Source organism: Pseudomonas sp. Z003-0.4C(8344-21), assembly GCF_900104975.1.
Classification (GTDB): domain Bacteria; phylum Pseudomonadota; class Gammaproteobacteria; order Pseudomonadales; family Pseudomonadaceae; genus Aquipseudomonas; species Aquipseudomonas granadensis.
In genome coordinates this window covers 2,811,852-2,830,457 of sequence record NZ_LT629756.1, presented here as the reverse complement: position 1 = coordinate 2,830,457, position 18,606 = coordinate 2,811,852, and the positions used below count along the sequence as shown (strand labels likewise).

Sequence of the window (18,606 nt, the reverse complement as noted above, 5' to 3'; positions counted from 1 at the left end):
AGCGCTCAGGGATCGACCTGAGCCATCAACTCCGGCACCGATTCCGGCCGGCGCGCATACCGCTGGGCCAGCACCGCGCAGACCATCAACTGGATCTGATGGAACAGCATCAGCGGCAGGATCAACACGCCAATGGTGCTGCCGGCGAACAACACCTGCGCCATCGGCACGCCGGTGGCCAGGCTCTTTTTCGAACCGCAGAACAAAATAGTGATGCGATCCTCCTGATTGAAGCCAAACGCCTTGCCGAGCAGGATCGACGCCATCAGCACCAGCGCCAGCAGGATGCAGCAGACCACGATCAGCCCGAGCAATTCGAACAGCGGAATCTGCTGCCAGATTCCCTCGTTGACTGCCTCGCTGAACGCGCCGTAGACCACCAACAGAATCGAGCCCTGATCGACGAACTTCAGCCAGTTTTTGTTGCGCCCGACCCAGGCGCCGATCCAGCGCCGAGCGATCTGCCCGGCAATGAATGGCAGCAGCAATTGCACACTGATTTTCACGATGGCATCGAGCGTCGAACCGCCGTCACCGTGGACGTTGAGCAACAGCGTGACGAGCAACGGCGTCAGGAAAATCCCGAACAGACTCGACGCCGCGGCGCTGCAGATCGCCGCCGGAATATTGCCGCGCGCCAGTGACGTGAAGGCAATCGCCGATTGCACCGTGGCAGGCAATGCGCACAGGTACAGCATGCCCATGTACAGCTTGTCGCCGATCAACGGTGACAGCACCGGTTTGAGCGCCAGCCCCAATAGCGGGAAAAGCACGAAGGTCAGGCCGAACACCAGCAGATGCAGGCGCCAGTGACCGGCGCCGGCGATGATAGATTCGCGGGACAGTTTGGCGCCGTGCAGGAAAAACAGCAGCGCGATGGCGAAGTTGGTCAGCCAGCCGAAGCCGACCGCGACCTGGCCGCTGGCCGGCAGAAAACTCGCCAACAGGACCACGCCGATCAGTGTCAGGGTGAAGTTGTCGGGCAAAAAACGGGGGCGCTTCATGATATTCATCCGGGGGTTGCCAGTGCTTGCCGACGACTCTAACGTGACTGGCAATTACCGACTAACGCCGAAGAGCCGCAAGATGCCGCCTAAAGGACAAACCAACAGCGTTCGCCGCAGCATTCCCGGGCTGCCCAGCTTGCCGCGCCCGCTGTACGGCAGAACCGAATCGCTGCCCAATCGCGCCCTGACCCGCCGCCATAGTCACCCGTGGGTGCAGTTGTCCTACGCGATCCAGGGCGTACTCGAGGTGCAGACCAGCGCCGGACGTTTCGTCGCCCCGCCCGAGCGCGCCGTGTGGATTCCCGCCGGTGTGCCGCATCGGGTCTTCAGCGCGCCGCACACGGAAATGCGCAGCCTGTACATCGATTGCAGCGTTTCAGCCTGGGCCGCCGGGCATTGTCACGTGTTGGCCGTCAGCGATCTGCTGCGCGAACTGATCCGAGCGTTCAGCCAGGTGCCGGTGGAATACGACGAGAACGGCGCGCACGGTCGCCTGGCGCAAGTCATCCTCGACCAGCTCGCCGAGGCCGCGCAGATCGACCTGATGCTGCCACTGCCGCAAGATCCGCGCTTGAAGCAGATCTACCAGAGCCTCGAACAACACCCTGAACAACAAACCACACTCAGCCACTGGAGCGAGCGGTTCGGCGTCACCGAAAAAACCCTTACCCGTCTGTTCCTGCGCGACACCGGCCTGACCTTCCGCGCCTGGCGCCAACGCCTGCGCCTGCTCGGCGCGCTGACGCCGCTTGAAAAAGGCGAACGGGTGACTGACGTGGCATTGGCGTGCGGGTATGACTCGACGTCGGCGTTCATTGCGGCGTTTCGGCAGCAGTTTGGGCAAACGCCGGGGGAGTTTTTTCGCTAGGAAAATCTCCGACACTTCGTTTTTCTCGAAGCATTGCCCAGAAATAAACGATTTTTCCTGCGCATAAATCCGTCGTTAGCATGGCCCTGTCTACCTCAAGCCCATCGACAGGGAGCGTGACATGCCAGCGACCAACCTCAATATCGGCGAACCGTGGATGTGGGGCGCCTTCATCGTTTTTGTGCTGGCGATGCTGGCCTTGGACCTGTTTGTCTTCGGCGGGCGCAAGGCGCATCGGGTGTCAGTGCGTGAAGCGCTGGCCTGGGTGATTGCCTGGTGTCTGCTCGCGCTGAGCTTCGCCGGTTTGCTCTGGTGGTATCTGCACGGCGAGTTCGGCGGCGAGATCTCCCGGCAGAAAACCCTAGAATTTCTCACCGGTTATTTGATCGAGCAATCGCTGTCGATCGATAACATGTTCGTCTTCGTGATGATTTTCAGCTACTTCGCCGTGCCACCGGAATTGCAGCGACGGGTGCTGTTGTACGGTGTCCTCGGGGCGATCGTGATGCGCGCGGTGATGATCTTTGCCGGGGTGTGGCTGGTGTCGCAGTTCGAGTGGCTGCTGTATGCGTTCGGGGTGTTCCTGATCATCACCGGGATCAAGATGCTGGTGTTTGCCGAGCAGCAACCGGACCTGGAAAAAAACCCGTTGCTGCGCTGGGTCCGCAACCACATGCGCATCACCAGTGGCTTTCACGGCGAGCGGTTTTTCATCGTGCAGAACGGTGTGCGCTGGGCGACGCCGATGTTTCTGGTGCTGGTGCTGATCGAGGCAAGCGACCTGATGTTCGCGGTCGACAGCATCCCGGCAATCTTCGCCGTGACCACCGACCCGTTCATTGTCTTCACCTCGAACATCTTCGCGATCATGGGCTTGCGCGCACTGTACTTTTTGCTTGCGGACATGGCTGACCGCTTTCATTTGCTCAAGTACGGATTGGCGATTGTGCTGGTGTTCATCGGCGGCAAGATGGTGCTGATGCCGTGGTTCCACATGCCGGTGGAATGGTCGTTGGCAGTAGTCGGCGCGGTGATTCTGGGCTCGGTATTGCTGAGCCTGGTGATGACGCGCGAGGGTGAACGCCGCACTGATTGACACAACACAAAAACCTTGTAGGAGTGAGCCTGCTCGCGATAGCGGTGGGTCAGGTGACTTGGATATTGGCTGACACACCGCTATCGCGAGCAGGCTCACTCCTACAGGGGATTCTGGGTTCGGTGTTGTTGCCTGGTCATGACGCGGGAGCGTGAACGCGGGACTGAATGACACAACATAAAACCTGTAGGAGTGAGCCTGCTCGCGATGGCGGTGGGTCAGGTGACTCAAATGTTGGCTGACACACCGCTATCGCGAGCAGGCTCACTCCTACAGGGGAACGCGCTTATTTATCGGACTTGATGCTGGTCCACACGCGGGTCCGTACGCGCTCGAGTTTCTGTGGCAACGGCTGAACCACGTAGAGTTTTTTCAGTGCTTCCGGGGTTGGCGTCAGGTTCGGGTTGTCGGTGATTTCCTTGTTGATCAGCGCCAGCGAATCCTTGTTCGCGTTCGGGTAACCGAGGAAATCACTGATCGGCGCGATGACTTTCGGGTCGAGCAAGTGGTTGAGGAATTCGTGGGCCTCGGTAACGTTTTTCGCGCTTTTCGGAATCGCGAAAGTATCGAACCAGATCGGCGCGCCTTCCTTCGGCAAGCGCCAGTCGACCACAACACCATTGCCCGCTTCTTTGGCGCGGTTGCCGAACTGGTAGAAGCTACCGGAGTAACCGATGGCCACGCAGATGTCGCCGTTGGCGATGTCGGTCATGTACTTGGCCGAGTTGAAATAGGTCACGTACGGGCGAACCTTGAGCATCAACGCTTTGGCTTTTTCATAATCGGCGGGGTTCTGGCTGTTCGGGTCGAGACCGAGATAGTGCAGCGCCAGCGGGAGGATTTCCGTCGGCGAATCGAGCATCGCCACGCCGCAGGATTTGAGCTTTTCCATGTTCTCCGGTTTGAACACCAGATCCCAGCTGTCCACCGGTGCGTTGTCGCCCAGCGCCGCTTTGACCTTGGCCGGGTTGAAACCGATCAACACGGTGCCGACCATGTAAGGCACGCCGTACTGGTTGCCCGGATCGTTCTTGCCCAACAGTTTCAATAGTTCCGGGTCCTGATGGCTCCAGTTCGGCAATTTCGACTTGTCGAGTTTCTGGAACACACCGGCCTTGATCTGCGTTTCGAGGAACTGGTTGGACGGCACCACCAAGTCGTAACCGGAGTTGCCAGTGAGCAACTTGGCTTCCAGCGATTCGTTGGTGTCGAAGGTGTCCCAGGTCACTTTGATGCCGGTTTGCGCGGCGAAATCCTTGGGCACGGCGGGCAGGATGTAATCAGCCCAGTTGTAGACGCGCAGCTCGCGTTGCTCGGCCTGGACGGCGCTGGCCAGCAGCGTCAGCCCACACACAGTGGCACCCAGAATACGTTTCATCGTGACCATGGTTGTTCCCCGAAAGCGGCGTGAGTTCGATGGTTTTTATGTTCTGTACACGGCAGTGGCCGAAATGGCGGCCAAGGGTAATAAGGTCGAGCGTGTCGTTGTGCCTTTGATTCTTGCCGAGAGCGCCAGGGGATCACAGTGGGGCATCGGCCAAAAGGGGATCGATATGGCCAATTTAGATGACCGCCAGGATGCGCAACGACAATGCCCGGCACAGGCCGGGCATTGATTGAACAGCGGAGCGACTCAGTCGGTATCCATCACCTTAGTCGGTATACCCCAACTTCGCCGCCCTGCTCTGTTGCGCCTGGCCACGGGTGGCCAGGCAGTAATACAGCGGCACGGTGACCACCAGGCCGACCAGCCACGACAGGTCGGCGCCTTCAACCAAATTGGCGTACGGTCCGACGTACAGCGAGGTGTTGGCGAACGGCAACTGCACGATGATGCCGATGAAGTAGGCAATGATTGCGTGCAGGTTGAAGCGTCCGTAGATTCCGCCATCGGCGCGGAAGATCGAGCTGATGTCGTAGCAGCCGCGCTTGATCAGATAGAAGTCGATCAGGTTGATCGACGCCCACGGCACCAGCACCAGCAACAACGCCAGAATCAAACCGATGAACTGCGAAATGAAATCCGCCGATGCGCCCAACGCGACCACGCAGCAACCGGCGAGCACTACGCTCGACAACACCACGCGCACCTTGATGCTTGGCGTCCACTGGCTGGCGAAGGTCTGGATCGAGGTGATGATCGACAGCACCGCGCCGTACAGATTCAGCGCGTTATGGCTGATGATGTTGAGCAGAAACAGCACCATCAGAATCGGCCCCAGCCAACCGGTCGACTGCTTGACCGCCGCCATCGCTTCGGTGCCCTCCGGGGTGGCCAGCACCGCAACGGCGCCGAAGGCAAACGACAGAATGGTCCCCAGCGTCGCGCCCAGATAGGTCGCCCAGAACGGCTTGGCGATGCCGATATCGGCCGGCAGGTAACGCGAATAATCGGACACGTACGGCGAGAAGCTGATCTGCCAGATGATCCCCAGCGACACCGTCGCCAGCCAGCCGGACAGATTGAAGCTGCCACGGGTGAAGAAGTCTGCGGGCAAGTCATTGGCGAAGATGTAAATGAAGCCGGCGAGCAACGCGCCGCCCATCACCCAGGTGCCGATGCGGTTCAGCGTGTGGATGAAGTTGTAGCCGATCACCCCGATCGCCGTGGCCGCCAATGCACCGATCAGAATGCTCAGTGGCGCCGGCACCGACGGCGCAATGCCGACGATCGATTTGCCCGCCAGGACAATGTTGGAAATGAAGAAACCGATGTAGATCAGTGCTGCAAAAAACACGATCAGCAGCGCGCCGTACCGGCCGAACTGACCGCGACTCTGGACCATTTGCGGAATGCCCATGCGCGGCCCCTGGGCCGACGCCAGCGCAATCACCACGCCGCCGATCATGTGCCCCAGCGCAATCGCCAGCAGCCCCCAGAACAAATCAAGATGGAACACCTGAACCACCATGGCGCCGGTGACGATGGGCAGTGGCGCAATGTTGGTGCTGAACCAAAGGGTGAACAGGTCGCGGGCCTTCCCGTGGCGTTCCGCGAGTGGGACGTAATCGACCGTGTGATTCTCGATCAACGGATCTTGCCGGGACATCTGGGACATATGCATGAACTCGAGTTTGTCTGTTCTTATCTTTGTATGAAGCCAAACCGGGGGGACGCTTTGGTCGCCCCTCAGATGCAGACCATATTATGGTATTCCAAACTTTTCACAAGACTGATCCGTGATTTACCGCGCCATCTGATACGCCATCCTCGCCCAAAGCGCTGCTGGCAAACCAGCCGAAGGCCCCGTAAATATTGAGTTTCCGACGAACGTGGGACGTTTATCGGTTCAGCTGGAAAGGCCTTGCAAACGCAAAATACTGGTATACCATCAGACCATCAAGCAAACAAAAACGCTGCACACCACCCGAGGAATGACCAATGATCGATGCTGCCATTTACAAACAAGTCATGGGCTCGTTCCCGTCCGGCGTCACCGTGATCACCACGCTCGACGATGACGGCCAGATCGTCGGCCTGACCGCCAGCGCGTTCAGCTCGCTGTCGATGGACCCGGCACTGGTGCTGTTCTGCCCCAACTACAGCGCTGACTCCTACCCCGTGCTGATCAAGAACAAGCGCTTCGCAATTCACGTTTTGTCTGGCGGCCAGCAAAGCGAAGCCTACGCCTTCGCCCGTAAAGGCAAGGACAAGGCGCAAGGCATCGAGTGGACATTGAGTGAACTGGGCAACCCGATCCTCGCCAATGCGACGGCAGTGATCGAGTGCGAACTGTGGCGCGAATACGAAGGTGGCGACCATGCAATCATGGTCGGCGCGGTGAAAAACCTGATCGTGCCCGAGCAAGTGGCCGGGCCGCTGGTGTATTGCCACGGCAAGATGGGGGCGTTGCCGGTGCTGGTTTGATGGCTCACCGCAACCAACTGTAGGAGTGAGCCTGCTCGCGATAGCGGTGTGTCAGTTGACTTATATCTTGGCTGATACACCGCTATCGCGAGCAGGCTCACTCCTACAGGGGTTCGGTGTTGTTTGAGCTACCGGTTACGTACGAAACCGGCTCACCAACTGATTCAACGTCTGCGACAGCGCCGTGAGATTCTGCGCATCCTGACGGGTCGAATCCGCCAGGCTCGCCACCAGCTGCGCATCACCATGAATCTGGCTGATGTGCCGATTGATATCCTCGGCCACCTGATGCTGCTCCTCGGCCGCCGTGGCGATCTGCGTGTTCATGTCGCGGATCACGTCAACCGACTCGCGAATCAATTCAAAACTCGCCCGCGCCTCGTTGATCGACACCACGGTTTCCTGCGACACCTCGAGGCTGGCATGCATCTGCTTGCCCATCTGATGAGTACGCCGGGCCAGATTGCCCAGTAGTGCATCGATCTCGCCGGTTGAATCCGAAGTGCGCTTGGCCAGTGCGCGAACCTCATCGGCAACTACCGCAAACCCACGGCCCTGCTCGCCTGCCCGCGCCGCTTCAATGGCGGCGTTGAGCGCGAGCAGGTTGGTCTGCTCGGCGATCGAGCGAATGGTGCCGAGGATCGACTGGATGTCGTTGCTGTCCTGCTCCAGTTGCTGCATCGATTCGGCGCTGTGACCGATTTCCTCGCTCAGACGGCCGACATTGCTCACCGCCGCATCGATCTGCTGCTGCCCGGTGTGGGCCTGACGCTGGCCGTTGTCAGCCGAGTCCGCAGCCTGGCTGCAAGAGCGCGCAACTTCATTGGAAGTAGCGACCATTTCATGGAACGCGGTCGAGACCATGTCCACCGCCTCACGCTGACGCGACGCGACATCAGCCATCTCTGCCGAAACTTCGGTGGCGCTGCCGGAGCTGCTGTGGATCTGCCCCGCCGCCTGGCCGATGCGCTGAATCAAGGTGCGGATCGCTTCGAGAAACTGGTTGAACCAGCCGGCCAGTTGCGCCGTTTCGTCCTGCCCGCGCACTTCCAGGCGCGCGGTCAGATCGCCTTCGCCCTGGGCAATGCCTTCCAGACCACTGGCGACGCCGCGAATCGGCTTGACCATCAACCCGGCAAACCACGCCCCGGCCATGGCAAACAGCAGCGCACAGACGACAGCGATAACGCCGATGATCCAGGTCAGCCGCGTGGCCCCGGCCATCACTTCACTGGCTTTGACCAGCCCGACAAACCGCCAGCCCAACGCCTCGGACGGCCACACCAGCGCCATGTAGCGCTCGCCGGCCAGCTCCACTTCAACCAGGCCTTTGCTCGCTTCGGCCAGTTGCCGATAGCCATCGCCCAGATCGGTGAGTTTCTTGAAGTTGTGCGCCGGATTGCTCGGATCGACCAACACGGTGTTGTTGGCCTCCATCAGCAGCAGATAACCGCTGTCGCCGAGGCGGATCTGCTTGACCAGATCGGTCAGTTGCTTGAGCGAAACGTCGATATTGACCACGCCGGCATTGCTGCCCAACTGGTTGTTGAAGCTGCGCACGGTGCTGACCAGCACCACATCATCGGCCGCCCAGTAATAGGCTTCGGTGCGCAGGGTTTTGCCTGGATTGGCCATTGCGGTTTTGTACCAGGGCCGCGTGCGTGGGTCGTAATTGGCCAGTTGCGCATCGCCCGGCCAGAACAGGTAACCGCCCTGCTCGGTGCCCAGCGATAGATAGGTGTACGCCGGATGCGCCTTGGCCAGCCCGGCGAACAGCTTGAACAACTGTTGATCCTGCGGCCCCATGGACACTTGCGCGGCACCGCTGCTCAGATAGCGTTTGAGGCTGGCGTCGATGCTCTGCAATTGCGGATGCTCGGCCAGATAAGCGACGTTCTGGCTGATCCCCTCAAAGAACAATTGCATCGCATTTTCGACCTGGCGCACTTCGCGTCCGGTGCTGTCGACGAAATTGTCCCGCGCCCCATCGCGGACATTGAGGATGATCAGTGCCGCCACCAGCAACACCGGCAGACTGGCGATCACGGCGAATGCCATGGTCAGTTTTTGTTTGATGTTCATCTGTTGCGCCTTCCTTGTTCGAAGTGTCGGTCAGAAATATTTTGCGGATATCCCGTATTATGGTATACCAATATTCATTCAACCGACCAGCCGTCCTCGAAGGCGTGCCTGAAGGGTGATAAAACTCGCGAGCGTTCAGCGCTCACGGCAGTTCGACAGGCCAGCACACGACCGGCCAATGACAAAAGACTCGAGGTAGCGTCATGAAATTTTCCTTGTTCATCCACATGGAACGCTGGGACGAAAGCGTCAGCCACCGCCAACTGTTCGAAGACCTCACCGAACTGACCCTGATGGCCGAGGCCGGCGGTTTCAGCACCGTGTGGATCGGCGAACACCACGCCATGGAATACACCATCTCGCCGAGCCCGATGCCGCTGCTGGCCTACCTCGCGGCGAAAACCACCACCATCCACCTCGGCGCCGGCACCATCATCGCGCCGTTCTGGCACCCGCTGCGCGTCGCCGGTGAATGCGCCCTGCTCGACGTGATCAGCAACGGCCGCATGGAAGTCGGCCTCGCCCGTGGCGCCTATCAAGTCGAATTTGACCGCATGGCCGGCGGCATGCCCGCCTCAAGCGGCGGCCAGGCCCTGCGCGAAATGGTCCCGGTGGTCCGTGCCCTCTGGCAAGGCGACTACGCCCACGACGGCGACATCTGGAAATTCCCCACCTCGACCAGCGTGCCGAAACCCATCCAGAAGCCCAACCCGCCGATGTGGATCGCCGCCCGCGACCCGGACTCGCACAACTTCGCCGTGGCCAACGGTTGCAACGTGATGGTCACGCCATTGATGAAGGGCGACGAAGAAGTCGTCGACCTGAAGAACAAATTCCAGACCGCACTCGACAACAACCCGGATGTGCCGCGCCCGCAACTGATGGTGCTGCGCCACACCCACGTGCACACCGCCGACGACCCGGACGGCTGGAAAGTCGGTGCCAAAGCCATCTCGCGTTTCTATCGCACCTTCGACGCGTGGTTCGGCAACAAGCAAACCCCGGTCAACGGCTTCCTCGCGCCGAGCCCGGAAGAAAAGTTTGCCGGTCGCCCGGAATTTGAACTGGAAAGCCTGCACAAGACCGCGATGATCGGCACTCCGGAAGAGATCATTCCTCGGATCAAGCACTATCAGGAACTAGGCATGGATGAGTTCAGTTTCTGGTGTGACAACAGCTTGCCGCATGCGGAGAAAAAGAAGTCGCTGGAGCTGTTTATCAAGCATGTGGTGCCGGCGTTTCGCTGACAGCACGATAGGCTGACACTCAATAAAAAAGGGGCGAATTCATCGATATGAATTCGCCCCTTTTTTGCTTAAGTCATCGTACAGAAACTAGCCCTGAAATGAGCCTTTCCGCGATCTGCGCAACTGCTTCAGGTTGAAACGCAACTTGCGCGTCCCGTGAGCAATGCGCGGAAACAGCAACGTCCAGCGAGGGTGCACGACCACACCGCAATCACGGCTGTCCTGACGTGTCATCGAGGATATTTGCGCTGGCAAAGGCACACTGTATTTGATGCATTTGGTGATCAGTGCATCGACATTGCGCTCCATGAACTTCAACGCAACATCGCGTCCGGCATTGAACGAGCCAATGTGTTTTTTCAACGCGGCCAAGGTGTCGCGATACGCCGCATAACTGCCCAGCACATACTCGACATCCTTATGGCTTTGCGTCAGTGAACCGCTGCGGACCCGTTGAAAGTAAAAGTCCGCCGCCGTCGCGAAAGTGGCCTGGCTGTGCAGATAAATGTTCATGCTGAACACGTGATCTTCATGGGCCCGCCCTTCCAGGCGCACCGCAAATCGCTCGCACACCGAACGCTTGAAAATGTACTGCCACGTCGCGGCGTGATATTTGCCGGACAAGATCAGATCTTCCAGCAAGTCGCGTCCGGCATCGAACCAGCCTTCGCGGCTGGCAGCGGTGTTGCGTCGCAACAGTTGCTTTTTGCCGTCCACTTCGGTGTAGGAACGCTTGGAGAAATAAAACAACTCCAGCGGAGCGTTGGCCTGGACCTGCTCCACCAGCGTCGAAAACAACTCAGGGCTGACCACATCGTCCGGGTCACAAAAGAACACGTAGTCGCCACTCGCCAAGGCCAGACCATTACGCCGGGCAGCGCCGACACCTTGATTGTCCTGGGTGACCACTTTGACTTCCGGGCGATGGCCAAAACCGGCTTCAATCACCGCCAGCGTGCCATCGGTCGAACCATCGTTGATCAAGATGATTTCATGCAGCGGCACGGGTTGATCGAGCAGCGAATCGAGGGTTTCGGCGATGTAGGACTCAACGTTGTACGTGGGGATGACGACGGAAATTTTCGGAACAGACACGGAGCTGAGTACCTGAAATGACGGAGTAAGCGAAGGCGTAGATTTGTGAGGCAGATTGGCGTGCGTAGAGCCTGTGAAGGCACGCGGACTCATGTGGCGAGCCACGAGGGTGATGCCAATATGATGGCCATTCTACTCAGTGTTGCTTGAAGCGTCAAAGCGGTTTGGCCGTGTCGAGATGACGCGAAGCGCCCCACACTTCATCGACTTGTACTGCGTACGGCACTGCGCCAAGGGCCGCAAACACCAACGCATTGCGGGGTCAATTGCCAAGAGTAAGCTCAGTCGACAGTCCGCAAGACGTGAGCGTGAACCGTGGTTGCTGGCCAGCAATTTAGTACAGGGCGAGCGAGAAAACGGGGACAGACCACGCTTTTGGAGTGCTTTCTAAACGTGATCTGTCGCCATTTATCCTTTTGTCGATATTTCTTGGCGCAGCCGCACACTATAAAAATCGAAGCTTCCAATAATCGTCACCGCACTCTACCCAGTACTTTTCGCTCGTAGGAATCAAAAAGCTGAAATCATAAAATTGAAAGACCCAATCAGAATGAACATAATTTTCATGGGATCGCCCATCATCCATATGCATGAAGATTTTACGATCAAAGTTTACATAAAATAAAGGAAGCCGAGACCTAATAACATTTGCACGCCTAAACAACTCAGAGTCCAAGCCATTGCCACTGAGAAAATAATCTTCGACTCGTGCAAAGATAGTCTTGTCTGCCCCCAAAAAGCCCTGCAACTCAGATGATGTTAGAAGCTTCGCACTTCCCCCGTTTAAACATGTGAGAAAATTTCCGGCTGTCAAAGTTAATACACCGCCTCTAAAGCTCAGGCATGACCGCTCATATTGCTCCTGAGTGATAGTGCCATTTTTTAGAGAGGCGCGCAGACTCAGCTCCACATCAATAGTAAAGTTACGCTTCTCATCAACAACCCAAAAACATATTCCAGAATGAACAAAAAAACCGACGCTTTTTTCCCCGCCCCATAAGTCATCAAATAACTCTTGATTCACTGTCATTTTTTGTATTCCTTAAAAAATTCTTCTTGTGTATAGACTCGAGCATTACTCGAATTACTTTCAAGCAGCGACTCCCATATCTTGGGCAACTCAACACGAAAACGGGGACAGACCACGCTTTTGCACGAAAACGGGGACAGACCACGCTTTTGGAGTGCTTTCTAAATGTGGTCCGCCCTCATTTATCCCACTTTTATTTTTTCACAAAATCTTGCAGAATTTTATCGTTCTCAGACAATAAGGCTCTGACAAAATCAGCATCAAACTCCATTATCAAACCAATGGCATCTTTGATTTTCCACCGATGAAGTTCGGGATGTTCAACTATTGCGATCAAATGCTGCTTCAACAGCGGGAGGTACTCTGAATACTTTTCACGATGCACAAAAGAATATATTTCCGATATTTCAAAAGGCCTCTCGTTGGCCAGAGCGATGATTTTTGAAAGCACATCATATACCTGACGCCTCGCTAATTCCTTTCCACTGACCTCAGCGGCATTCGCGAAATACATCGTTACTGCCATCAATATATGTCGATATGTATCATCGTACCCATGGAGTCTATGGGTATAAATACCCTGGATAATCTCTGGGCGCCGCATATATTCTTCCAGCACTATCAAGCCGTCATGGACGCCCCAGCTGGTGAGAAGTTTAGAAGCTTGAAAACGCTCCATTTCATTCTCACTGTTGAGCAGTTGTCTCACTGCGGCCATTCTTTCTTCTGAAATGTCCTCTCGGTCAAGGTCACCCGCCTCCACAGCGTAATCGGCGTGTTCCGGAATACCATTGAGCAGTTCGTATGTTTTGGGATCCATCGCTTTCACCTATTTTTTCACCGGTTTAATGTAGTCAGCCGGAACACAACCTTTGATCAAACATTTCCCATCCCTCACAGCGTTTGCCAAATCTGTTTCTGCTCTGTCTAATGAGGTTTGATTTTTTGGCGTGGGATTGTTTGTAAATTTATCACGTGCCGCATCGACTTTCGTCTGCAACTCCGTTGTTACTTCCTGATTTGTCAAAATTTAGTGTTAGGCAATAGACCGGAATCAATGTCCTGTTGCAATTTTTTTACGTCAATCTCAATTTTGTCCTTGCCGTAATCTTTTGGGTTTGACGTTGGGGGAAAACGGGGGAAAACGGGGACAGACCACGTTTTCCATTAAATGGTCGGTTTTTTCGGCCGTCCCGGGCTCCCTCGCTGCACACGACGACCGATCATTGCCTCGACATTAATAGCAAACTTTGAACTGCCAAAAACATTATTTCCATTGGTCGCTTCACGAATCTGGTCAACCAATTCTGACTCTAAGTCATTTTTGAACAGTTCGCGATAAGCATCTGCCGGTTGCCCGCCCTGCCCTCCAAGCGCCAAATACTGAGCATGAGGAGTAACAATGTGTGATCGCTCTGATTGTGCGTTAACACGGTAACTTGACCAGCGATACTCTGACGGATGATTTACCATTTTAGCTCTGACGGGATTCATTTCGATGTATCGATAACAGCACAATAAATATCGTTCATTCTCAACAAGGCATGAACGATACCGGCCTTCCCACAAACTTCCGCTGCGACTATACGTACGATTTATATATTGGGCATATCTTTGCCCGACACCTTTCATCAGCAGGCTTGCGCTGTTGGAATTATGAGGACTGACTAATAAACGTATGTGATTGGTCATTAAGCACCACGCATGAATATCACAATCATTTTTAGAAGCCTGCTCAACCAAAAGCTCCAGATAAAAAAGGTAATCTTCCTCGGTAAAGAAACAGACAGATCTATTGTTTCCTCGCTGAATCAAGTGGAGCGGTACGCCTGGCATCAACACTCGGGCTCTACGCGGCATCGATGAATCCTTCAATTGGTCGAACTGAAAGCTTAGCGGGCCGAAAGGTAAACATGACGGCAAATTTTTACTTATTGTTGCAGTCAATTACATTAAACGTGGTCTGTCCCCCTTTACATGTCCCCCTTTACACACTCCTTGGCAAGTTTTTGCAAAGAACGGGAACGGGGACATACCACGTTTTTGGAGTGCTTTCTAAACGTGGTCTGTCCCCATTTCTCCCCATTTCTCCACTACGCGGCATCGATGAATCCTTTCAATTGGTCGAACTGAAAGCTTAGCGGGCCGAAAGGTAAACATGACGGCAAATTTCTACGTATTGTTGCAGTCAATTACATTAAACGTGGTCTGTCCCCCGTTGCACATCAATAGTAAAGTTACGCTTTTCATCAACAACCCAAAAACATATTCCAGAATGAACAAAAAAAAAACCGATGCTTTTTTCCCCGCCCCATAAGTCATCGAACAACTCTTGATTCACTGTCATTTTTTGTATTCCTTGAAAAATTCTTCTTGTGTATAGACTCGAGCATTACTCGAATTACTTTCAAGTAGCGACTCCTATATCTTGTGCAACTCAAGGGAATAACGTGGCTGCCCTTCATCGACTCTCTGGGGAGGGTCCCGATTTCGTGGCCCATCCCCATGCTGAGGTATCACTTTATTGGCATCGGTATCAAAGACCACTACAGAGCCATCAAGGCGCTTGTTCGTCATGCAGAACGGGAACGGGAACAGACCACGTTTTTGAAGTGCTTTTTAAACGTGGTATGTCCCCATTTATCGCGTCCCATTTGCCCTCAGATAAAAGGGGACAGACCACGTTTTTGGAGTGTTTTCTAAACATGGTCTGTCCCCATTTTCCTTCTAAGTCATTTTTGAACAGCTCGCGATAAGCATCTGCCGGTTGCCCGCCCTGCCCTCCAGACGCCAAATACTGAGCATGAGGAGTAACAATGTGTGATCTCTCTGATTGTGCGTTAACACGGTAAACTTGACCAGCGATATTCTGACGGATGATTTACCATTTTAGCTCTGACGGGATTCATTTCGATGTATCGATAACAGCACAACAAATATCGTTCATTCTCAACAAGGCATGAACGATACCGGCCCTCCCATAAACTTCCGCTGCGACTATACGTACGATTTATATATTGAGCATATCTTTGCCCGACACCTTTCATCAGCAGGCCTGCGCTGTTGGCATTATGAGGACTGACTAATAAATGTATGTGATTGGTCATTAAGCACCACGCATGAATATCACAATCATTTTTAGAAGCCTGCTCGACCAAAAGCTCCAGATAAAAAAGATAATCTTGCTCGGCAAAGAAACAGACAGATCTATTGTTTCCTCGCTGAATCAAGTGGAGCGGTACACCTGGTATCAAAACTCGGGCTCTACGCGGCATCGATGAATCCTTTCAATTGGTCGAACTGAAAGCTTAGCGGGCCGAAAGCTAAACATGACGGCAAATTTTTACGTATTGTGGCAGTCAATTACATTAAACGTGGCCTGTTCCCCTTTTCACCCCTTTACACCTAATGACAAAAATGACTTTCTAACAGAGCCACCTCATTAGGCCGCAAGCACGAGATCCGAATCGATAACAACTCACCGCTTGAGGAAAACCCGAAGCTTACACATCCATTTTCTACTACCCTATCAATATCCTGGCGCTTACCTAGAAGAATGCAAGCTTCATCAACACCCACGACAAGCTCAAATTCAAGACTAAAATCATCGATATAGTTATCTGAGTAACTACCCCCTGCTCCCCAGCGTTCGAGTTTAAACGCCGGAATTCCAACATCCAATATGAAGCCGTCTACCCTTGCCTTCCAACCCTCCATTTTTACAGAGCCGGCGGCAACAACGGTCACATTTATAATTTGCCCTGTATATCTATTTAATCCAATTTCCAAAAGAGACGTTTTGCCATTCCCCGCACGCCAATATAATGGCAGAGAATCGCGACTCGACTCAAACCGAACTATCAATGGCACATACTCGTCGATTTCGACGATAGTACCTTCACATTCTAATATACTGTTAAGTCTCATTATGATTATTTATAAGGCGCATGTTTTAGAACTGGTAATGGATCTCCGGGACGCCCAGCGCTGATAATCAGTTCCCATCGACCGACTTGCATAATTTCCCCATACTTGATGCCCTGCGTAGCAGCACTATTAAGCGCATTCTGAAAACTGCCAAGCATCGCTTGACTGGCCATGGAAGATGTATGCGACAAACCATTTCGGGTCAAGAACTCTTCGATGTGCTTTGAAGAAAAAAGGGGACAGACCACGAGAAAAAAGGGGACAGACCACGTTTTTGGAGTGTTTTCTAAACGTGGTCTGTCCCCATTTATCCCATTTATCCCCCATTTCTCGCACAACGCGAATCAGCGAAGCTCTCTTTTGCGTACCGCTGATTTTTTATCTCAGAACAGAAAAAAAATAAGCAGGTACAAAAATAACGCCAACCCTGCCAGTACTGACCGGTGACAGGGATCCGCATCGGGTCCCATCCCGCCAGGCCCAATGGTGACCCATCCATCTCGCAAATAATTATAGACCGCTTGTCCAAACCATATTTGCCCCGAGAACATCGCGAAGAAACGTGCCCAGTCTCCGTTGAACCTTATGAAACTAGCGACCGTTGCAATTACCAACAAGCTCAGCCCAATGAAATGCTTGTACTTTTTGATTTCCGTCAGCATTTACTTGTCCTTGAATATCTCTAGAGATTCATCCGCAAGCTTATCCCATACACCAGTCGTACCTAAAGAATTCGAAGCCTTACTGGCTACCTCTTTTGAGAAACCACTAGCTACGACAAATTTCCCGAAACCGGCACTTAGCCCTGCACTAGTCACCGCTTTGGTGAAGTCTTCAGGCCCCTTCAGATAGCCAGCCAATAGCGCCGTCAGCGTCGACCCGTTGGCCAGCAAAGTGCCCGTGAGACCACTAGCCGGAACAGCCGCAGCCCCCATCAACCAACTTGGAGAAAACGGGGACAGACCACGTTTTCCACTAAATGCTAAATGGTCGATTTTTTCGGCCGTCCCGGGCTCCCTCGCTGCACTCGACGACCGATCATTGCCTCGACATCAGCAGCAAACTTTGAACCGCCAAAAACATTATTTCCATTGGTCGCATCACGAAGTTGGTCAACCAGTTCTAACTCTAAGTCATTTTTGAACAGTTCGCGGTAAGCATCTGCCGGTTGCCCGCCCTGCCCTCCAAGCGCCAAATACTGAGCATGAGGAGTAACAATGTGTGATCGCTCTGATTGTGCGTTAACACGGTAACTTGACCAGCGATACTCTGACGGATGATTTACCATTTTAGCTCTTACGGGATTCATTTCGATGTATCGATAACAGCACAATAAATATCGCTCATTCTCAACAAGGCATGAACGATACCGGCCTTCCCACAAACTTCCGCTGCGACTATACGTACGATTTATATATTGGGCATATCTTTGCCCGACACCTTTCATCAGCAGGCTTGCGCTGTTGGCATTGTGAGGACTGACTAACAAATGTATGTGATTGGTCATTAAGCACCACGCATGAATATCACAATCATTTTTAGAAGCCTGCTCGACCAAAAGCTCCAGATAAAAAAGGTAATCTTCCTCGGTAAAAAAATAGACAGATCTATTGTTTCCCCGCTGAATCAAGTGGAGCGGTACGCCTGGCATCAACACTCGGGCTCTACGCGGCATCGATGAATCCTTTCAATTGGTCGAACTGAAAGCTTAGCGGGCCGAAAGGTAAACATGACGGCAAATTTTTACTTATTGTTGCAGTCAATTACATTAAACGTGGTCTGTCCCCCTTTACACATTAAACGTGGTCTGTCCCCCTTTACACATTTCCTTTCTAAACGTGGTCTGTCCCCATTTCTCCACTGCCTATCGGCTGCCATCAAAACTCTCCCTTAGCCAATCTATCCTAAACCTTAAACTGTCCTAGGATAAAAGGGGACAGACCACGTTTTTGGAGTGCCTTCTAAACGTGACCTGTACCCATTTATCTACTTTTATCTATGGCTAGCTTGAGGCAAACCTTTTTGACAGGAATAGTTTGTAACCCGCAGGAGCAACTTCAATCAGAATTTCAGGTTTAACACCATGAGCGACCGAATGATCAACTATAGACTCTACAAAATAATAGCGCTCACTTGGATTGGCGCTGAGTGCCTCTTCATTAGCTACCAAAAACTCTTTAATAACCGTGCCTGAAACTTTCTCGACCAAGGCACACCCTATAATCTCGTACGCTGAGATATATAGCGAATTCGCCACTACTCCATTGGTCCCGCCCAAGGAAGCCAAAAGCTCCTCCACTTCATGGGCAGGAAAATATCCTGAGGACTCAAGCCAAGAAAGAAATCCATGAAAACCATTATTTATAGAGTGCACTTTCGATATCTC

Annotated in this window: 18 protein-coding genes and 2 pseudogenes; 5 read left to right on the top strand and 15 right to left on the bottom strand. The window is 53.8% G+C overall.

Annotated elements, in window-relative coordinates; genetic code table 11:
- Window positions 1-5: 5 nt before the first annotated feature.
- On the bottom strand, window positions 6-1,004 hold the full coding sequence (locus tag BLU24_RS13150; RefSeq protein ID WP_093100856.1) for a bile acid:sodium symporter family protein: 999 nt from the start codon (window positions 1,002-1,004) through the stop codon (window positions 6-8).
- Between the two features lie 82 nt (window positions 1,005-1,086).
- Here BLU24_RS13150 and BLU24_RS13145 point away from each other — a divergent pair, with 82 nt between their 5' ends.
- Together BLU24_RS13145 and BLU24_RS13140 are read left to right on the top strand one after the other, a co-directional pair.
- Window positions 1,087-1,875 carry an AraC family transcriptional regulator gene (locus BLU24_RS13145; protein ID WP_093100854.1) on the top strand — a complete coding sequence of 263 codons (789 nt, stop codon included), beginning with the start codon at window positions 1,087-1,089 and terminating at the stop codon, window positions 1,873-1,875.
- Between the two features lie 121 nt (window positions 1,876-1,996).
- Complete coding sequence (locus BLU24_RS13140; RefSeq protein WP_093100852.1) at window positions 1,997-2,971, top strand: TerC family protein; 975 nt, start codon at window positions 1,997-1,999, stop codon at window positions 2,969-2,971.
- Between the two features lie 286 nt (window positions 2,972-3,257).
- Here BLU24_RS13140 and BLU24_RS13135 read toward each other — a convergent pair whose 3' ends face one another.
- A complete protein-coding gene (locus BLU24_RS13135; RefSeq protein WP_090284131.1) occupies window positions 3,258-4,358 on the bottom strand; it encodes a polyamine ABC transporter substrate-binding protein in 1,101 nt (366 codons plus the stop codon).
- Here BLU24_RS13135 and BLU24_RS13130 point away from each other — a divergent pair.
- Window positions 4,351-4,587, top strand: a complete 237-nt coding sequence (locus BLU24_RS13130; protein ID WP_157720844.1) for a hypothetical protein — start codon at window positions 4,351-4,353, stop codon at window positions 4,585-4,587. The genes BLU24_RS13135 and BLU24_RS13130 overlap by 8 nt on opposite strands.
- 36 nt (window positions 4,588-4,623) lie before the next feature.
- Here the strand turns inward: BLU24_RS13130 and BLU24_RS13125 are convergent, their stop codons facing one another.
- Window positions 4,624-6,030: a purine-cytosine permease family protein gene (locus BLU24_RS13125; protein ID WP_093100848.1), complete on the bottom strand. Its 1,407-nt coding sequence runs from the start codon at window positions 6,028-6,030 to the stop codon at window positions 4,624-4,626.
- Between the two features lie 323 nt (window positions 6,031-6,353).
- Between BLU24_RS13125 and BLU24_RS13120 the strand changes: the two genes are divergently transcribed.
- The gene (locus BLU24_RS13120) at window positions 6,354-6,839 is read left to right on the top strand and encodes a flavin reductase family protein (RefSeq protein WP_093100846.1); all 486 of its coding nucleotides are present in this window, start codon (window positions 6,354-6,356) and stop codon (window positions 6,837-6,839) included.
- Window positions 6,840-6,974: 135 nt separating this feature from the next.
- Here BLU24_RS13120 and BLU24_RS28235 read toward each other — a convergent pair.
- Window positions 6,975-7,574, bottom strand: a pseudogene (locus BLU24_RS28235) (methyl-accepting chemotaxis protein); the annotation flags it as partial.
- A 306-nt stretch (window positions 7,575-7,880) separates the two neighbouring features.
- Window positions 7,881-8,765: pseudogene (locus BLU24_RS28230) on the bottom strand (cache domain-containing protein); the annotation flags it as partial.
- A 359-nt stretch (window positions 8,766-9,124) separates the two neighbouring features.
- Here BLU24_RS28230 and BLU24_RS13110 point away from each other — a divergent pair.
- On the top strand, window positions 9,125-10,168 hold the full coding sequence (locus BLU24_RS13110; RefSeq protein ID WP_093100842.1) for an LLM class flavin-dependent oxidoreductase: 1,044 nt from the start codon (window positions 9,125-9,127) through the stop codon (window positions 10,166-10,168).
- Between the two features lie 87 nt (window positions 10,169-10,255).
- On the opposite strand, the gene BLU24_RS13105 is transcribed toward BLU24_RS13110, so the two are convergent.
- From BLU24_RS13105 to BLU24_RS27590, 10 genes are all read right to left on the bottom strand, one after another.
- Entirely contained in the window at window positions 10,256-11,263 is a 1,008-nt protein-coding gene (locus BLU24_RS13105) for a glycosyltransferase family 2 protein (RefSeq protein ID WP_157720843.1), read from the bottom strand.
- A 445-nt stretch (window positions 11,264-11,708) separates the two neighbouring features.
- The gene (locus tag BLU24_RS13095; protein ID WP_093100836.1) at window positions 11,709-12,293 is read right to left on the bottom strand and encodes a hypothetical protein; all 585 of its coding nucleotides are present in this window, start codon (window positions 12,291-12,293) and stop codon (window positions 11,709-11,711) included.
- A 193-nt stretch (window positions 12,294-12,486) separates the two neighbouring features.
- Window positions 12,487-13,113, bottom strand: a complete 627-nt coding sequence (locus BLU24_RS13090; RefSeq protein ID WP_093100834.1) for a hypothetical protein — start codon at window positions 13,111-13,113, stop codon at window positions 12,487-12,489.
- Between the two features lie 347 nt (window positions 13,114-13,460).
- Window positions 13,461-14,153 carry a transposase gene (locus tag BLU24_RS13080; protein ID WP_093100832.1) on the bottom strand — a complete coding sequence of 231 codons (693 nt, stop codon included), beginning with the start codon at window positions 14,151-14,153 and terminating at the stop codon, window positions 13,461-13,463.
- A 337-nt stretch (window positions 14,154-14,490) separates the two neighbouring features.
- A complete protein-coding gene (locus BLU24_RS27600) occupies window positions 14,491-14,640 on the bottom strand; it encodes a hypothetical protein (protein ID WP_157720842.1) in 150 nt (49 codons plus the stop codon).
- A 493-nt stretch (window positions 14,641-15,133) separates the two neighbouring features.
- Complete coding sequence (locus tag BLU24_RS13075) at window positions 15,134-15,568, bottom strand: transposase (protein WP_231990211.1); 435 nt, start codon at window positions 15,566-15,568, stop codon at window positions 15,134-15,136.
- 130 nt (window positions 15,569-15,698) lie between these two features.
- Window positions 15,699-16,220 carry a hypothetical protein gene (locus BLU24_RS27595; RefSeq protein WP_157720841.1) on the bottom strand — a complete coding sequence of 174 codons (522 nt, stop codon included), beginning with the start codon at window positions 16,218-16,220 and terminating at the stop codon, window positions 15,699-15,701.
- A 383-nt stretch (window positions 16,221-16,603) separates the two neighbouring features.
- Window positions 16,604-16,882: a hypothetical protein gene (locus BLU24_RS13070; protein WP_093100830.1), complete on the bottom strand. Its 279-nt coding sequence runs from the start codon at window positions 16,880-16,882 to the stop codon at window positions 16,604-16,606.
- 320 nt (window positions 16,883-17,202) lie between these two features.
- On the bottom strand, window positions 17,203-17,871 hold the full coding sequence (locus BLU24_RS13060) for a transposase (RefSeq protein WP_231990210.1): 669 nt from the start codon (window positions 17,869-17,871) through the stop codon (window positions 17,203-17,205).
- Between the two features lie 351 nt (window positions 17,872-18,222).
- Window positions 18,223-18,594 (bottom strand): hypothetical protein, encoded by a 372-nt coding sequence (locus BLU24_RS27590; RefSeq protein WP_157720840.1) that lies wholly within the window; start codon window positions 18,592-18,594, stop codon window positions 18,223-18,225.
- Window positions 18,595-18,606 lie beyond the last annotated feature (12 nt).

What these genes read in the sequence shown, in the direction of transcription:
- BLU24_RS13150 (WP_093100856.1), bottom strand. Translation starts at nt 1,004, where the DNA reads ATGAAGCGCCCCCGTTTTTTGCCCGACAACTTCACCCTGACACTGATC.
- BLU24_RS13145 (WP_093100854.1), top strand. Translation starts at nt 1,087, where the DNA reads ATGCCGCCTAAAGGACAAACCAACAGCGTTCGCCGCAGCATTCCCGGG.
- BLU24_RS13140 (WP_093100852.1), top strand. Translation starts at nt 1,997, where the DNA reads ATGCCAGCGACCAACCTCAATATCGGCGAACCGTGGATGTGGGGCGCC.
- BLU24_RS13135 (WP_090284131.1), bottom strand. Translation starts at nt 4,358, where the DNA reads ATGGTCACGATGAAACGTATTCTGGGTGCCACTGTGTGTGGGCTGACG.
- BLU24_RS13125 (WP_093100848.1), bottom strand. Translation starts at nt 6,030, where the DNA reads ATGTCCCAGATGTCCCGGCAAGATCCGTTGATCGAGAATCACACGGTC.
- BLU24_RS13120 (WP_093100846.1), top strand. Translation starts at nt 6,354, where the DNA reads ATGATCGATGCTGCCATTTACAAACAAGTCATGGGCTCGTTCCCGTCC.
- BLU24_RS13110 (WP_093100842.1), top strand. Translation starts at nt 9,125, where the DNA reads ATGAAATTTTCCTTGTTCATCCACATGGAACGCTGGGACGAAAGCGTC.
- BLU24_RS13095 (WP_093100836.1), bottom strand. Translation starts at nt 12,293, where the DNA reads ATGACAGTGAATCAAGAGTTATTTGATGACTTATGGGGCGGGGAAAAA.
- BLU24_RS13090 (WP_093100834.1), bottom strand. Translation starts at nt 13,113, where the DNA reads ATGGATCCCAAAACATACGAACTGCTCAATGGTATTCCGGAACACGCC.
- BLU24_RS13080 (WP_093100832.1), bottom strand. Translation starts at nt 14,153, where the DNA reads ATGCCGCGTAGAGCCCGAGTGTTGATGCCAGGCGTACCGCTCCACTTG.
- BLU24_RS27600 (WP_157720842.1), bottom strand. Translation starts at nt 14,640, where the DNA reads ATGACAGTGAATCAAGAGTTGTTCGATGACTTATGGGGCGGGGAAAAA.
- BLU24_RS13075 (WP_231990211.1), bottom strand. Translation starts at nt 15,568, where the DNA reads ATGCCGCGTAGAGCCCGAGTTTTGATACCAGGTGTACCGCTCCACTTG.
- BLU24_RS27595 (WP_157720841.1), bottom strand. Translation starts at nt 16,220, where the DNA reads ATGAGACTTAACAGTATATTAGAATGTGAAGGTACTATCGTCGAAATC.
- BLU24_RS13070 (WP_093100830.1), bottom strand. Translation starts at nt 16,882, where the DNA reads ATGCTGACGGAAATCAAAAAGTACAAGCATTTCATTGGGCTGAGCTTG.
- BLU24_RS13060 (WP_231990210.1), bottom strand. Translation starts at nt 17,871, where the DNA reads ATGCCAGGCGTACCGCTCCACTTGATTCAGCGGGGAAACAATAGATCT.